General features: G+C 68.6%; 12 protein-coding genes and 1 pseudogene. 5 read left to right on the top strand and 8 right to left on the bottom strand.

Going from position 1 to position 14033, the window contains the following annotated elements:
- Positions 1 to 109: 109 nt before the first annotated feature.
- On the top strand, positions 110 to 1042 hold the full coding sequence (locus FLX07_RS03450; protein WP_142567908.1) for a hypothetical protein: 933 nt from the start codon (positions 110 to 112) through the stop codon (positions 1040 to 1042).
- Positions 1043 to 1059: 17 nt separating this feature from the next.
- Here FLX07_RS03450 and FLX07_RS38795 read toward each other — a convergent pair.
- Together FLX07_RS38795 and FLX07_RS03445 are read right to left on the bottom strand one after the other, a co-directional pair.
- Positions 1060 to 1361, bottom strand: a pseudogene (locus FLX07_RS38795) (IS5/IS1182 family transposase); the annotation flags it as partial.
- Positions 1362 to 1442: 81 nt separating this feature from the next.
- Positions 1443 to 2159, bottom strand: a complete 717-nt coding sequence (locus tag FLX07_RS03445; protein ID WP_142567907.1) for a hypothetical protein — start codon at positions 2157 to 2159, stop codon at positions 1443 to 1445.
- A 159-nt stretch (positions 2160 to 2318) separates the two neighbouring features.
- On the opposite strand from FLX07_RS03445, the gene FLX07_RS03440 reads away from it, so the two are divergent.
- Complete coding sequence (locus FLX07_RS03440) at positions 2319 to 3491, top strand: sensor histidine kinase (RefSeq protein WP_142567906.1); 1173 nt, start codon at positions 2319 to 2321, stop codon at positions 3489 to 3491.
- On the top strand, positions 3488 to 4144 hold the full coding sequence (locus FLX07_RS03435) for a response regulator (protein WP_142567905.1): 657 nt from the start codon (positions 3488 to 3490) through the stop codon (positions 4142 to 4144). Before FLX07_RS03440 ends, FLX07_RS03435 begins: the two co-directional genes overlap by 4 nt.
- 247 nt (positions 4145 to 4391) lie before the next feature.
- Here FLX07_RS03435 and FLX07_RS03430 read toward each other — a convergent pair whose 3' ends face one another.
- Together FLX07_RS03430 and FLX07_RS03425 are read right to left on the bottom strand one after the other, a co-directional pair.
- Positions 4392 to 5999, bottom strand: a complete 1608-nt coding sequence (locus FLX07_RS03430; RefSeq protein WP_142567904.1) for an ABC-F family ATP-binding cassette domain-containing protein — start codon at positions 5997 to 5999, stop codon at positions 4392 to 4394.
- A gap of 26 nt (positions 6000 to 6025) precedes the next feature.
- Positions 6026 to 6217: a hypothetical protein gene (locus FLX07_RS03425; protein WP_142567903.1), complete on the bottom strand. Its 192-nt coding sequence runs from the start codon at positions 6215 to 6217 to the stop codon at positions 6026 to 6028.
- Between the two features lie 731 nt (positions 6218 to 6948).
- On the opposite strand from FLX07_RS03425, the gene FLX07_RS03420 reads away from it, so the two are divergent.
- On the top strand, positions 6949 to 8406 hold the full coding sequence (locus FLX07_RS03420; protein WP_229689469.1) for an MDR family MFS transporter: 1458 nt from the start codon (positions 6949 to 6951) through the stop codon (positions 8404 to 8406).
- A 146-nt stretch (positions 8407 to 8552) separates the two neighbouring features.
- On the opposite strand, the gene FLX07_RS03415 is transcribed toward FLX07_RS03420, so the two are convergent.
- The 4 genes from FLX07_RS03415 to FLX07_RS03400 all read right to left on the bottom strand — a co-directional run bounded on the left by FLX07_RS03415 (position 8553) and on the right by FLX07_RS03400 (position 13109).
- Complete coding sequence (locus FLX07_RS03415) at positions 8553 to 9746, bottom strand: endo-1,4-beta-xylanase (RefSeq protein ID WP_208762050.1); 1194 nt, start codon at positions 9744 to 9746, stop codon at positions 8553 to 8555.
- Positions 9747 to 9793: 47 nt separating this feature from the next.
- Positions 9794 to 10183: a polysaccharide deacetylase family protein gene (locus FLX07_RS03410; RefSeq protein ID WP_229689468.1), complete on the bottom strand. Its 390-nt coding sequence runs from the start codon at positions 10181 to 10183 to the stop codon at positions 9794 to 9796.
- Between the two features lie 224 nt (positions 10184 to 10407).
- The gene (locus FLX07_RS03405) at positions 10408 to 12402 is read right to left on the bottom strand and encodes an ABC transporter ATP-binding protein (RefSeq protein WP_142567902.1); all 1995 of its coding nucleotides are present in this window, start codon (positions 12400 to 12402) and stop codon (positions 10408 to 10410) included.
- A 32-nt stretch (positions 12403 to 12434) separates the two neighbouring features.
- Positions 12435 to 13109, bottom strand: coding sequence for a TetR family transcriptional regulator (locus tag FLX07_RS03400; RefSeq protein ID WP_142567901.1), 675 nt, complete (start codon positions 13107 to 13109; stop codon positions 12435 to 12437).
- A gap of 178 nt (positions 13110 to 13287) precedes the next feature.
- On the opposite strand from FLX07_RS03400, the gene FLX07_RS03395 reads away from it, so the two are divergent.
- A complete protein-coding gene (locus FLX07_RS03395) occupies positions 13288 to 14022 on the top strand; it encodes an alanyl-tRNA editing protein (RefSeq protein WP_208762049.1) in 735 nt (244 codons plus the stop codon).
- The last annotated feature ends 11 nt before the right edge of the window (positions 14023 to 14033 follow it).

Raw genomic sequence — 14033 nt, 5'->3', positions numbered from 1 at the left:
TTATCCATCACTACAGTATCGCTACGCTCATGACATCGGTCATGTTCTCGGACTCCGCTGCTTCGGCGTCAATGCCGTAGCGGGGAGGCTTCGATGGAGGCGCCGATGGGTGGCGGCCCCACTGGTCGTGGCGTCGGCCCCTGTCGTGTTGGCGATTGTTCTCGGTTGGCGGTCGCCGCCTCCACAACAATCGGCGGTCGCGTACTACGGATGGTTGATTTACTTCTCCCTGCTGGTCCTGGTGGTTACGGCTTTCTCTTGGTGGGGAGTCAAAATCTTCTATCAGCTGACCCCGCAGCTGGAGAAGATGCTGAGCGTTGCTGGGCGTGGCGCGTATGACCGTTGGGCGAACATCACCACCGCAACCGGCCCGCAGCTCTCGTTTTCGATGCTCTTCTCCGTCGTGAGTGTGGTGGCTATACGGGTAGCCGCCTCCGTGCCTGGAATGTCTCAGCGCTTGTATGTCGACCAGGCATCCTATCTGGCAGTCCTGGTCGCCGCCTTTTTCATCGGGGGCGGAGTCTATTGGATAGTCGTGGGGACCACGCTGTCGATCGTTCTGACGCGGCCGGGGCATCTGATCCTTCACTGGTACGCCCCGGCTCACACTCCAGGCATGGAGCTGCTTTCGCGCTGTTATCGGATGGGGTTCTACGGCTCCTCCGTCGGCGTGGCTCTCTGTCTTTTTCCTTTGCTCGCCTGGGCTTATGACGGTCCGGACTCGACTCTGCTGCTCATCGTCAAGATTGCCTTGTTCCTGACGGCCGCGACGGCCACATCGCTCATTGCGGTCATTCCGCAGTGGCGGCTGAGTGCGGTGGTCGCGGAGCGGCGTCGCAGATCGTTGGAGGATATCAATGCTTTGTTGCCTGACACCGTCGAGCGAGTGAGTGACGGGGATCGATCTGATCCCAGTCTCCTCGCCTGGCTTCAGGTGCTCACCACTACTCCTGCCACCACCGTGAAGGAGTCGACCGTCGCCGGCTTGCTCCTGGGAATGGCGACTGCGCTCCTGCCGTACATCATCAAGATTCTCGCTTAGAAGTCCTAACAGAATGATCAGCGGGTGAGGCGTCGCCAGCAGATGATGGCGGCGGCGAGGGTCATGAAGGCCTCGTGGATGTGGTCGCGGATTTACCAGCGGATGCGCAGGCGCCGGAACCAGTGCAGCAGCGCGTGGGCTGCTCGATTACCCACCGATGCACGCCGAGGCCGGAGCCGTGCGGGGTGCCCCGGCGGGCGATGACCGGTTTGACTCCCTTGGCCCAGACCATGCGGCGGTACTTGTCGTGGTCGTAGCCCCGGTCGGTGTACACCAGCGTGGGTCGGCTGCGGGGCCGGCCCCTCCGCCCCCGCATCGGATCGTCAGTCGCTCGGGCACGTCAGCCTGGCCGGACGCGTCATGCCGGCCGCCGTCCCCAGACGGTTCCGCCTCCTGTGCATCACGCCGCTGTCATCCCAGAACCGGTGGGCTCGGGGGCCAGGGCCCGTGCGGGCTCTTGGCGGCTGACCCGCCAGAGGCCGTACGACGCCACAGCGGCGCCCACGGTCATCAGGCAGACGCTCGCGATCTCGCCGACGCCGCCCGTGACGACGTTGTCTCCGACGATGCCGGCCGCGAACAGAGCGGGCGCCAAGGGCGAGGTGACGCCACGGCGCACCAGCGCGATCAGCACCAGCAGCATGGAGAGGAACCCCAAGAACACGTAGTAGGTCACCGGCACGGCCCACAGCCCTGGGCCCTGGAAGCGCTCCACGACGAATTGCTCCATTGCCGTCTGGTTCAGACCGGAGGCCCCGGTCTCGACCAGAATCAGGTGGAACATCGCAAATGCGCCGGAGCACGGGACCGCGGGCACCAGCAGGGCCCACCCGATCCGTCCCGCGACGCTGCCTCGCATGATGGGCCCCAGACCGGCGAGGGCGAGCCCGAGCAGGGCCGCGGCGCCGAGCGCGATCAAACCGCCGGCTGTGAGCCGGCCGCCGCCCTCGGCGATGGCCGCGATCGAGGTGGTTTCGTCCAGGTCCCCGAAAACCGACTCCGCGACCGCGACGCACAGCCACGATCCGACCAGCGCCAGCGCGGTGACCCGGAGCGACGGCACCTGACCCGCGCCCTCGCCGGGCCGGAACGGGGGGAGGGGCTTGAGGAGTTTCATGAGTTTCCTCCGGTGATCGGCGAACAGTGCGGCCACGCTAGGTCGCCGCCGGCCGCCGGTGCGTCCGCCGTGACGGACCTTTCGCCTACTCCAAACGGAGGAGGCCACCGCCATCAGGGGCATGATCTGCGGCCGGTCCGCCCGCATTAAAGTTCGCTCATGCACAGTCCGTTGTCGCGGCGCCAGTGGGCCTTCGACCTCTTCCTCGCAGTGGTCGCCGCGGCCGTGGCGATCGCACAGCTCGTCATACCGAACAACGACGGCTACTTCGGTGGGCCGATGTGGCTCAACGTGGTCGTCTCCCTGCTGAGGACGATCCCCCTGGCCGTACGCCGGGTCTGGCCCGTCCCTGTCGCGGTCGTCGTGTTCGGGGCGGACATCCTCACGAGCCTGTGCGTTCCCCACACCTCCACCTTCTGGGGCATGGTCCTGCCGATGGCGATCGCGATGTACTCCGCGGCACGCTGGAGCGACATGCGACGGACACTGCTGGTACTGCCGCTCCCGGTGGCCGCCTTCACGCTGTACCCGATCCACATGCAGACCTTCGGTCGTTCGTGGCAAGACATCGCCTTTCCCCTGGTGATCCTGTGGGCGACCTTCATCGCGGGGTACGTGATCAACCGGCTCCTCCATCAGCGTCACGACCTCAAGGAAGCACTGCGCCAGCTTGCCGAGCAGCGCGACGCGCACAGCCGTCACGTCCTCCTGGAGGAGCGGACCCGGATCGCGCGTGAGATGCACGATGTGCTCGCGCACGGCGTGACCGTCATGGTGGTGCAGACGGGCGCGGCGCGGATGGAGCTCGACGAGTCGGCGACGGCGGCCCGCGAGTCGCTTCTCGCGGTGGAGGCCACCGGGCGACAGGTCATCGGCGAGTTGCGCCGCACGCTCAACCTGCTGCGGCTGAGCGACGACCTCCCCCTGTCGGGACAACCTTCACCCGGTCTGGCGGACCTGCCGGAACTCGTCGCGTCGATGCGTAAGGCCGGCCTGACGGTGGAGCTGCACCTCCCCGAGCACGTCGACGCCGATCCCGGGCGGGAGCTGGCGGTCTACCGGATCGTGCAGGAGGCTCTGACCAACGCGCTGCGGCACGCCGGCCGTACCCGAGTGCACGTGCGCATCACCGCCGCCCCGCACCTGGAGGTCGAGGTATCCGACGAGGGGCCGCGCCACGGTGACGGCCGGGGATCCAGACTCGGAGGCGGTCACGGGCTGATCGGAATGAAGGAGCGGGTCGCGATGTACGGCGGGCGGCTGCTGGCCGAACCACGCGGATCAGGATTCGTCGTGCACGCCGCCTTCCCATCCGTGGAGCGTACGCAATGATCCGGGTGCTGGTCGTCGACGATCAAGTGCTGGTGCGTGCCGGTTTCCGCTCCATCCTGGAGAAGCAGCCGGACATCGACGTTGTGGGCGAGGCCGGGGACGGGACCGAGGCCGTCCACATGGCCCGAACGCTGCGGCCCGACCTGGTGCTGATGGACATCCGGATGCCCCGGCAGGACGGGCTCTCGGCCACCGAGGAACTGATGGCCTCCGCATCGCCTCCCCGTATCGTCGTGCTCACCACTTTCGACGCGGACGAGTACGTATACGCCGCGTTACGCGTCGGTGCCACCGGGTTCCTGCTCAAGGACATCTCCCCGGAAGACCTGGCCACGGCTGTGCGCAACGCGATGTCCGGGGACGCGATGCTCTCCCCGCGAATCACTCAGCGTCTGATCGAATCCTTCGTGCGGAGCCCGCCGCCGTCCGGAGGTGTTCCCGAGCAGCTGCGCGGTCTCACCGGTCGCGAGATCGAGGTACTCCGCGAGTTGGCGACCGGAGCGACGAACGCCGAGATCGGGGCCCGATTGTGCCTGGCGGAGACCACGGTGAAGACCCACCTGGCTCATGTCTTCGCCAAGCTGCAGGTGCGAGACCGAGTGCAGGCGGTCGTGCTGGCCTACGAGTCCGGATTGGTCCGTCCTTCGGCCTGACGGCGGGGGTGGACAACCCGTATGCCGTCTACGTCTACGTCGTCGTCGACCTCGCCACGCTGGCGCCCTGACCCCCGCCTGCCGTTCCCCGACGGCGCAAGAAAATCGGCGGGCATATGTGCTTTAGCCACCGTGCGAGCAGTTGCGCCGCTTGATGCGTTAACGATGCCGGCCGGACTGACCACGACGCGGCGACACACGGCCGCTCGTTCGCTCGCTCGTCGTGGCCAGGGGCGATCCCACGCTGTCAGATGCCCAGGTCGCGGCGCTGGTGCATCCGTCCGTCCCCATCGAGCTCGATGACGGTGCCGACGCCGATCCGTTCGAGGAACGCGAGATCGTGGCTGACGACGAGGAGCGCGCCGCGGTACGCGTCGAGGGCTTCGGCGAGTTGCCCGACACTGGCGATGTCGAGGTTGTTCGTCGGCTCGTCCAGGATCAGCAACTGGGCGGGCGGCTCGGCCAGCAGAAGCCGCGCGAGCGAGACCCGGAAGCGCTCCCCGCCGGAGAGCGTGCGGACGGGGCGGTCCGCGGTGTCACCACGGAGCAACAGCCGGGCGAGCTGGTTGCGGATCGTGCCGGCCGGCGCGCCCGGGGCGACGGCCCGCACGTTCTCCATCGCGCCGGCGTCTTCGTCGAGCCCGTCAAGGCGTTGCGGAAGGAAGCCGACGAGTTCGGTCACAAGGCGGCCGTGCGGTCGCCCGGGAGTCGGCTCGGCACGCCGAACGAGCTGCTCGATCAACGTGGACTTCCCGGCACCGTTCGCGCCGATGAGCGCCACCCGTTCTGGGCCCTGGATCACGATGGTCCGGCCCTCGTCCTCCAGCTCCGCCAGTCGTCGTCCGCGCGGGACGTCCGGATCGGGCAGCACGAGATGGATGTGCTCCTCATCGCGGACGCGTGCGTCCGCGGCGTCGACCGCGGCCTGCGCGGCTTCGACCTTGTCGTCGAGCGTGGACCGGAGTGATCCCGCCGACGCCTGGGCCTTGCTGGCGCGGTTCCCGGCGAGGATCTTCGGGATGCCGCCGTCCTTCTGGGTCTTCTTCCCCGTCCGTTCGCGACGTGCCAGCTTCGTTTCTGCCTCGATCCGTTGCCGCTTTTCGACCTTGAGCGTCTGCTGGGCTGAACGAGCGGCCTGCACCGCGGCCGCCTGCTCCTGCTCCTGGTGCTCCTTCCATGCGCTGTACGGGCCGCCGAAGGTGTCCAGGGTGCCGCCGTACAGCTCTGTCGTGTTGTCCATGTGCTCCAGCAGTTCGAGGTCGTGGCTCACGACGACGAGCGTCCCGGGCCACTGGTCGACGAACTCGGCCAGCCTGGCGCGGGTGGTGCGGTCGAGGTTGTTCGTGGGCTCGTCCAGCAGCGTGATCGGGGTGCGGCGGATGCGCAGCCCGGTGATCGCGATGAGCATGCCTTCTCCACCGGAGACCTCGGCGACGCGACGGTCGAGATCCGCGGCGGAGAATCCGATCTGGTGCAGGGCTTCGTCGGCACGGGACTCGATGTCCCAGTCGTCACCGATCGCATCGAAGTGGCGTTGGTCGACGTCGCCGGACTCGATCGCCTTCATCGCGGCGAGGATCCCGTGGATGCCGAGCAGCTCGGCGACGGTGGTGTCCTGCCGCAGCGTGAGCGTCTGCGGCAGGTAACCGACCTCACCCACGGCGACGACCTGCCCGGCGGTCGGCTGCAGGTCACCGGCGATGAGCCGGAGCAAGGTGGATTTGCCTGCGCCGTTGCGGCCGATCAGCCCGGTCCGACCGGTGCCGAAGGTGCCGTTGACACCGGCGAGCGCAACGGTGCCGTCCGGCCACTCGAACGTCAGGTCGCGGAGAGTGATGACAGATTTCGTCGACATTGCGGGGTTTCTCCTTCTCTGTCCCGTCAACCGTCGGCGGGCCGGACGGGAATCAGTTCTGTGTCGTTGGGGGCGGCCCCCGGGGAGGGCGCGGCGAGACACCCCGCGTGCAAGTGGCCGCAGGCGGCGCCGGTGCCCGCGTCGGTGTCCGCGTCGGTGTCCGCGCCGGTGCCCGCGCCGAATCGGCGCCGCCTGGTCGCGTGCACGCCTGGGTTCATGCAGGCGGGGTTCATGCAGGCGGGATTCGTACAGGCGGGATCCGTACAGCCGGGATTCGTGCAGGCGGTGGGGCCGGAGCGCTGGTCTTCCAGTGCGTGCGGCGGTGACGGGTGTGGGAACGCGAGGTGCGGTGGTGCATGGCAACGCCTTTGTGAACGGGTTGCGGGAGCCGGTGAAAGCGGCAGGACAACCGGCCACGGGGCCGTGTGCCGATGCGGCGGCGGGTTCGACCGGAACGGGCACGGAGTCACGCTCCTGCGGCGATGGAGCCGCTGCCCGATGCCGGGCAGGAGGAGGTCGCGTACCCGGCAGGTCGTGGTCGCGCGTTCGCAGACATGCACCCGGACCGGGGTCGGTGCGATGCGAACGTGCCGGCGAGATTCACGCGGCGGTGTCAACGCCCGGAGAGGGCGGACTCACGCGCGTGCGTTGAAAACGATCGATCACCGGTGCGGACGATGCCCACACGAGTGAAAGCCACCGGCAGTTCGGTGGCTAGGCCCTGTCCACCTCAATCAGCTCCATGGCCGGGATGCTACCAGCCTCGCATCGTCGCACCGTCGCCCGAATGCGGCTGGCGGGGCGGCCAGATGCGCCGGCGGCTCCACGAGCGAGGCTAAATGTCGGTGGCGCCTGTCAGGCTTGCCTCGACCACGAACTCTTGTGGGACCCCGGGCTGGGACGCCAGCCGCGACCATGTCGTTTCCCGCCGACCCCTGATCGAGGTGCCGTGTCCATCGCACAGCTTGATTCGCCCGCCGAGCCCGCGACCGCCGTCCCAAGGCGCACCCCGGCCGTGATCCGGCTGCTGGTGCTCGCCACGTTCGTGGTCATCCTCAACGAGACGATCATGATCAACGCGATCCCTCGGCTGATGACCGCTCTGCACATCACCGAGCAGACCGCGCAGTGGCTCTCGACCGCCTTCATGCTGACGATGGCCGCCGTCATCCCGGCCACCGGGTGGTTCCTGCAGAGGGTGCCCACCCGTCACGCGTACGCCACGGCGATGGGTCTGTTCCTGCTCGGCACGGCGTTGGCCGCCGTCGCGCCGTCGTTCGAGGTGCTGCTGGGCGCGCGCATCATCCAGGCGTCCGGGACGGCCGTGATGATGCCGCTGCTGATGACCACGTTGATGCAGGTGGTGCCGGAGTCGGAGCGGGGCCGGGTGATGGGCAACGTCAGCCTGGCCATCTCGGTCGCGCCCGCGATGGGGCCGACGGTCTCGGGCCTGATCCTCCAGTTCGGGTCCTGGCGGCTGCTGTTCGCCGTGGTGCTCCCGATCGCCGCGGTGATCACATGGCGTGGCCTGAAGCAGCTCGAGAACGTCGGAGAGACCCAGGTCAGTGCGATCGACTGGTTGAGCGTGGTGACGGCCGCCGCCGGCTTCGGCGGCCTGGTCTACGGGCTCAGCCGGTTCGAGGGCGGTGACGTCCGCGTGGCCGCCGCGATCGTGGCAGTGGGCCTGGCCGCCATCGTGGTCTTCGTCGTCCGCCAGCTGTCGTTGCAGAAGCGCGGCGTGCCGCTGATGGACCTGCGAGCCCTGCGTCACCGCACCTATACGGTCGCCCTGGTCCTGACGTCGGTCGCCTTCATGGCGATGCTCGGCTCGATGATTCTGCTGCCGCTGTACCTGCAGAACGTCCGCGAGCTCAGCCCTCTGGAGACCGGACTCCTCGTGATGCCGGGCGGTCTCGCGATGGGGCTGCTCGGTCCGGCCGTGGGCCGCCTGTTCGACCGGTTCGGCGGCAGGGTGCTGGTCATTCCCGGCGCGATCGGAATCGCGCTCGCGCTCGCCGGCTTCACACAGGTCACCATGACCATGCCGTACTGGCAGCTCCTTGGTCTGCACGCGCTGTTGATGGTGAGTCTGGCGGCGACCTTCACCCCGGTGTTCACCCTCGGGCTCGGAGCGGTGCCCTCGAAGCTCTACTCCCACGGCAGCTCGATCCTGAGCACTCTGCAGCAGGTCGCCGCGGCCTTCGGCACCGCGCTTGTGATCACGGTGATGAGCGCGCGAGCCGATGCCCTGAAATCCGCGGGAGTCGCAGAGGCGCTCGCCAACCTCGACGGCATGCGGCTGGCCTTCATCATCGGCGCGGTGCTGTCGCTGGCGGTGGTCGTCACCGCCGTGCTCCTCCCGGCCCGAGCCGGCAGCGTCGCCGAGAGCGAGGAACCCGCCCGATAAAACGGGCGTCTCCGCGCGGCCGGTCTCCCGGCAGGCGTCACGCGTGGCGGCACACCTCCGTGGAGACGACGCCGCCACGCGTCACGTGGCCGAGTGCGGCGAACGGGGCCGCCCCGTGGAGTGCGGCCCCGCGCCTGTCGTTACGGTCAGTGGCGACCCGCGCCCGGGCCGGACCGGTGCGGCGCGCCCGCGGCCAGGGCGAGGTCCTGCTGGATCACGTAGTACTGCGACTTGGGCTTCAGGTCCGCGTCATACAGCAGGGCGGCGCCCTCCTGCGGGTTGTTGAACCAGCCGGGGATCCAGGAATAGGTGTCGCCGAAGCCCCACGGGGTGAACGAGATGCACTCGCGCACCGCCAGGCAGGCCTTCAGGGCGCGGGACCAGTAGCTCTCCTGCGCGTAGGAGGCCAGCGGGCTGGTCGGGGTGTTCACGTTCGGCGCGGCCTCGGTGAACGTGCGGACGTCCACCTCGGTCTCGGCCACCTTCAGGCCGAGATCCGCGAAGCGCTGCAGGTTGTTCTGCAGGTCCGGGAAGCCGTACTGGGTGTCCAGGTGGCCCTGGAAGCCGACGCCGTCGATGGGCACGCGCTGGGCCTTCAGGGTCTTGACGAAGTCGTAGACGGCGTTGCTCTTCGGCCCGGTGAACTCGAGGTTGTAGTCGTTGTAGAACAGCAGGGCCTTGGGGTCGGCCTCGTGCGCCCAGCGGAAGGCGTCGGCGATGTAGCCGAGGCCGCCCCATGCCTTGTACCAGACGGTCTGGCGCGGCTGCCCGTCGTCGTCGAACGCCTCGTTGACGACGTCCCACTGCCAGATGTCGCCCTTGAAGTGCTTCGCCTGGTCCTGGACGTGCTTCTTGAGCAGGGCCTTCAGCTCGTCGTTCGACAGGGTGGTGGTGGTGCCGTCGGAGGAGAGCCAGGTGGGCAGCTGGCTGTGCCACACCAGTGTGTGGCCGCGGACCAGCTGCTTGTTCTTCTTCGCGAAGGCGACCAGCCGGTCGGCGGTAGCCCAGTCGTACGTGCCGCGGGTGGGCTCCACCAGCTGCCACTTCATCACGTTCTCCGGAGTGACGCTGGAGAACTGCTCGGCCGTGATCCGGGTGTAGTCGGCGTTGCTGCCGAGTTCGTCCGTGTTCACCGCCGTGCCGATACGCAGCCCGACCCGGTCGCCGAGGGCGCGCAGCGAGTCCGCGGCGGGCGGGGCGGGGGGCGGTGCGGGGACGGGGTGCGGGGCCCCGGGCGGCGCGGGGGCGGGGCCGGGTTCGGCCGAGGCCGAGCCGGCGAGGGCCACCCCGCTCAGCAGTGCCACGCTCACCAGGCCGATGGCCAGTTTGGGACGACGCAAGGGAACTCCTCGGGTTGGGGGGAAACGGGGGGTGATGGGTGGTGCGATCAGGTCAGCCTCGGCGGGCGGGCAGCGACAGGCGCCATCCGGGCCGCCATGTCGTCGTGGCGCATGCCGTGATTGCACAGGGTGTGCCCGTCGGCGGCGATCCGCCGGACGACCTCCGGGTGCTGCCGCACATGGTCACCCCAGAGGCAGAAGACCGCCTTCACGTGGTGTTCGCGCAGCACGTCGAGCAGGCGCAGCGTGTCGGGCGGGTTCGGGCCGTCGTCGAAGGTGAGGCCGATCGACAGCCCGCCGCCGCGGGTCGAGTCGACAACCGAGGGAGTCGGGTCGTCCGCCAGGGCCGGACGCGCCATGCCCAGCAGCAGACCTATCGCGGCCAGTGGAACCGCGAGAAGACGTGGCCTGCGTGGGCGCCGGCTTCGGTTGACCACGATGACTCCATCTACAGGCGGCGAGGACGTCCGAAAGTTTCTGTGACATTACGAAAGTAATGCAGACCATAGGAACGCGCCTGTGGTACGTCAAGGGGTCAAAACCGCTCGTAAGTTCACGGGAGTCGCGGTGTCAGGGGCGGAGGACGCGTGATCCGCCGTCCTTGCTGCCTCAAAGCAACGGACAGCGCGTCCGAAACATTTCGGTCATCGGAGAGATGTGATCATAGGAGGTCGTCGAGGTACGCCGACGCCTGCAGGGTGAACAGTTCGGCGTATCTGCCTTCGAGCCGCATCAGTTCGGTGTGGGTGCCGTCCTCCACGAGCCGGCCGTCCTCCAGGAACATGATCCGATCGGACTGGCGGACGGTGGAGAAACGGTGCGAGATGTAGAGCGTGGTCCGCCCCGCGGCCAGGGCGCGCAGCCGGGTGAACAGGTCATGCTCGGCCTGCGCGTCGAGCGCGGAGGTCGGCTCGTCGAGCACGAGGATCGCGGAGTCGCGCATGAACGCCCGGGCCAGTGCGATCTTCTGCCATTCACCGCCGGACAGGCTGACGCCCTGGTCGAACCACCGGCCGAGCGGGCTGTCGAAGCCCCTGGGCAGCCGCTCGATGCGCTCGGCTATCCCGGCCCGCTCGGCCGAGCTCACGATCGCCTCCCTGTCGTCGAGCTGCGGCAGGTCGCCGAGGCCGATGTTCTCGCTCGCGGTGGCCTGATAGGTCACGAAGTCCTGGAACATCGCGCTGATCCTGGCGCGGTACTCCTCCGGGTCGTACTCCCTGATGTCGACGTCGTCCAGCAGGATCCGGCCCTCTGTCGGGTCGTACAACCGGCACAGCAGCTTGATCAGGGTGGACTTGCCCGCGCCGTTGCGGCCGACCACCGCGACGGTCTCGCCCGGACGGATCTCGAAGCTGACCCGGTCGAGTGCCTTGACGTCGGATCCGGAGTAGCCGAACGAGACCTCCTCGAACCGCACGTGACCGCGTACGTCCGCCGGCATCGGGCGGGGCTGAGCCGGCCTGCGGATCGCCGGGCGGGTGCCGAGAAAGCGGTACAGCAGGTCCAGGAACAGGTTGTTCTCGTACATGCCGCTGAACCCCAGGAACAGGCCCTGGACGGAACTCTGCACGGCGGTCGCGGCGCCGGTGTACAGCGCGAGGTCACCCAGGGTGAGCCTGCCGGAGACGGCCTGCAGCGCGATGTAGAGATAGATCGCGGAGCTGGTGAGGGTCGTCAGCATGCTCCAGGCGGCGGCGGCCATGTTGCGGGTGCCGATCAGCCTGCGCTGCCGTTCGTAGTAGACCTGGCCGAGCCGGCGGAACCGGTCGACGAGATAGCCGCCGAGCCCGAAGTGCTTGATCTCCTTGGCGTACGTGTCGGTGGTGACGAGCCCCGCCAGGTATTCCATCCGGCGGCGGATCGGGGAGCCGAGGAAGCTGAACGCGAAGCTCCGGGCGGAGTAGCGGGTTTGCGAGACGAACGCCGGGATCGGGGTCACGAGCGCCACGACCGCGAGCAGGGGGCTGATCGCGATCAGCATGGCGATCATCGTGCAGAACGTGATCACGGTCCTCACCAGGCCGAACGCGGAGTTCATCATCGACAGTGGGCGGCGGGGCGCCTCCTGGTCGGCCTGCCGTAGCAGATCGTAGGACTGGGAGCCTTCGAAGAAGGCGAGATGCAGGTTGCCGGCGTGGTCCATCACCTTGTGCCGGATGGTGAGCACCATCTTCTCCTGCAGCAGTTGCTGGGCGATGTTCGTCAGCGACGTGATGACCGTGGTCAGCGTGAAGAGGAGGAACTGCAGTGCGGCCACTGCGATGATCTTGCCGAACGACGTCATGGCGATGCCGGGGAACAGCGGCACCGTCAGCATGACGACGTCCGGACGGTGCTGGGCGTGCACCTGAATGCCCTCGACCACCGCGTCCATCAGCAGCTTCGTCATGTACGCCGCGGCGGTGGGCAGCAGGCCGCTGACGACGGTGACCACGCCGATCACCACGGTCAGCACGGGACTGGCCTGCCACGTCAGCCCGACCACGCGCGGCAGGCCGCGTACGGTGCCGGCGGAGGTCTCCCGAATCCGTCGCCACCGTGACCTCAGGTCCCTGGGCTGTTTTCGCGGTTTGGGGTCCGGAATGTCGATGGGGCCCGTCAGCCCGCTGTCGGCGACGCTGGTCGGGTCGTCCAACCCGAGTGGCAGGCGGCGCATCACCGATTCGATACCGCCCCCACCGTGGTCCACTAAGCACCGCCCGGAAACTCGGCCGGCAGTTTGGTGTGGTCGAACGCGCCGTGCAGGAACAGCTCGATCAGCGAGGCCAGGCAGATCGGTTCGCTGTCGGCGTCGGGCCGGCGGGAGTGGGCGAACAGCACGTCCAGCAGGACGCCCGCGAGCTGGTCCGCGGGTAGGCGCAACGCGGGCTGCTCGGGGGCGAACAGCTCGGCCAGCGCCGCTCTGGTCGCGGCGATGCTGGCGACGCGGCTGCTCCGCCCGCGCGGCTGCACGGGTGCCTCGCCCCGGTGGGGTTGCGCGGCGGCCTCGCCCTGCTGGGGTTGCGCGGCCGTCTCGCCGCGGTTGCGGGGGCCGCTGCGGAAGCCGGAGGCGTGCATCGCGCCGAGCACGCGGCCCATCCTGTCCATGTGCGCCTCCATCGCGGCGGCGGCCTCGTGCAGCCTTTCGTGCAGCGAGATATCCAACGGGATGGCGCGGATGGCCTCGACCACGTTGTCCGGCCGCAGCGCCTCGGCGATGCAGGCTTCGAGAAGCTCGTCCTTGTCCTTGAACACCCGGAAGATCGTGGCTTCGCCGATCCCGGCCGCCGCGGCGATCTGGCTGGTCTTGACCGCGGCGCCGTACTCGGCCACCAGCGGCAGGGTCACGTGCACGATCATCGCGCGGCGTTCTTCGGGGCTCATGCTCGGGGCCCGGCGCCGGGTCGGCTGCGGGGAGGGGACTGCGTCAGGGTCGTTCGGCGTGGATTTCATCATGCCCCGACCGTACGAAGTGAGCGCTCACTCCGTCAATGCGTTTTCGCCGATCCGGATCGTCCGCGCCCCTGCCGAGGCTCGTGGACACCCCACTAGACTCGGTGAGGTGACCTTCGATCTTCACGGGCGGACGAGGCGGCTGGAGCTGGCCGACCAGGGCCTGCGGTCCTTCGAGGCCGTCGTGCTGGAGGCCACGCCGGACGGGATCGTCCTGGACCGATCGGCCTTCTACCCGGGCGGCGGCGGCCAGCCGCCGGACCACGGCGTGCTGCTGTGGCAGGGCGTCGAGACCCGCATCGAGGGCGTGCGCAAGGGAGACGACCTTCATCTCGTCCCGGCCGCGGACGACCCGATCCCGCCCGCCGGCACGGTCGTGCGGGCGGCGGTCGCCGACGAGCGCCGCTCCGCGCTCATGCGCACCCACTCGGGCCTGCACGTGCTGTGCGGCGTCGTGTTCCGCGACTACGGGGCCCTGGTCACCGGCGGGAACATGGAGCCGATGACCGCGCGAATGGACTTCAACCTTCCCGAGGTGCCGCCCGGCTTCAAGGAGGCGATCGAGGACGCGTGCAACGCCGAGATCGCCGCCGACCGCCGGATCGACGTACGGGTGCTGCCCCGCGCGGAGGCCTTCGCGATCCCCGACATCATCCGCACCGCGACGAACCTCGTGCCGGAGGAGATCCCCGAGGTGCGGATCGTCGACATCGTGGGCCTGGACACCCAGGCCGACGGGGGCACGCACGTCGCCTCGACCAAGCAGATCGGCAGGATCAAGGTCGCCAAGATCGAGAGCAAGGGCCGCGGCTTCCGCCGCCTCCGCATCACGATCTCCGACTGACCGCGCCGGAC

This window comes from Microbispora bryophytorum, assembly GCF_006874465.1.
Lineage (GTDB): Bacteria > Actinomycetota > Actinomycetes > Streptosporangiales > Streptosporangiaceae > Microbispora > Microbispora bryophytorum.
The sequence above is the reverse complement of the archived record's forward strand: the minus strand, read 5'-3'. Positions and strand labels throughout refer to the sequence as shown.

Excerpts from the sequence above, each read along its gene's own strand:
- FLX07_RS03405 (WP_142567902.1), bottom strand. The coding sequence starts at position 12,402 with ATGCGCCGCCTGCCACTCGGGTTGGACGACCCGACCAGCGTCGCCGAC.
- FLX07_RS03440 (WP_142567906.1), top strand. The coding sequence starts at position 2,319 with ATGCACAGTCCGTTGTCGCGGCGCCAGTGGGCCTTCGACCTCTTCCTC.
- FLX07_RS03425 (WP_142567903.1), bottom strand. The coding sequence starts at position 6,217 with ATGAACCCAGGCGTGCACGCGACCAGGCGGCGCCGATTCGGCGCGGGC.
- FLX07_RS03400 (WP_142567901.1), bottom strand. The coding sequence starts at position 13,109 with ATGAGCCCCGAAGAACGCCGCGCGATGATCGTGCACGTGACCCTGCCG.
- FLX07_RS03430 (WP_142567904.1), bottom strand. The coding sequence starts at position 5,999 with ATGTCGACGAAATCTGTCATCACTCTCCGCGACCTGACGTTCGAGTGG.
- FLX07_RS03435 (WP_142567905.1), top strand. The coding sequence starts at position 3,488 with ATGATCCGGGTGCTGGTCGTCGACGATCAAGTGCTGGTGCGTGCCGGT.
- FLX07_RS03445 (WP_142567907.1), bottom strand. The coding sequence starts at position 2,159 with ATGAAACTCCTCAAGCCCCTCCCCCCGTTCCGGCCCGGCGAGGGCGCG.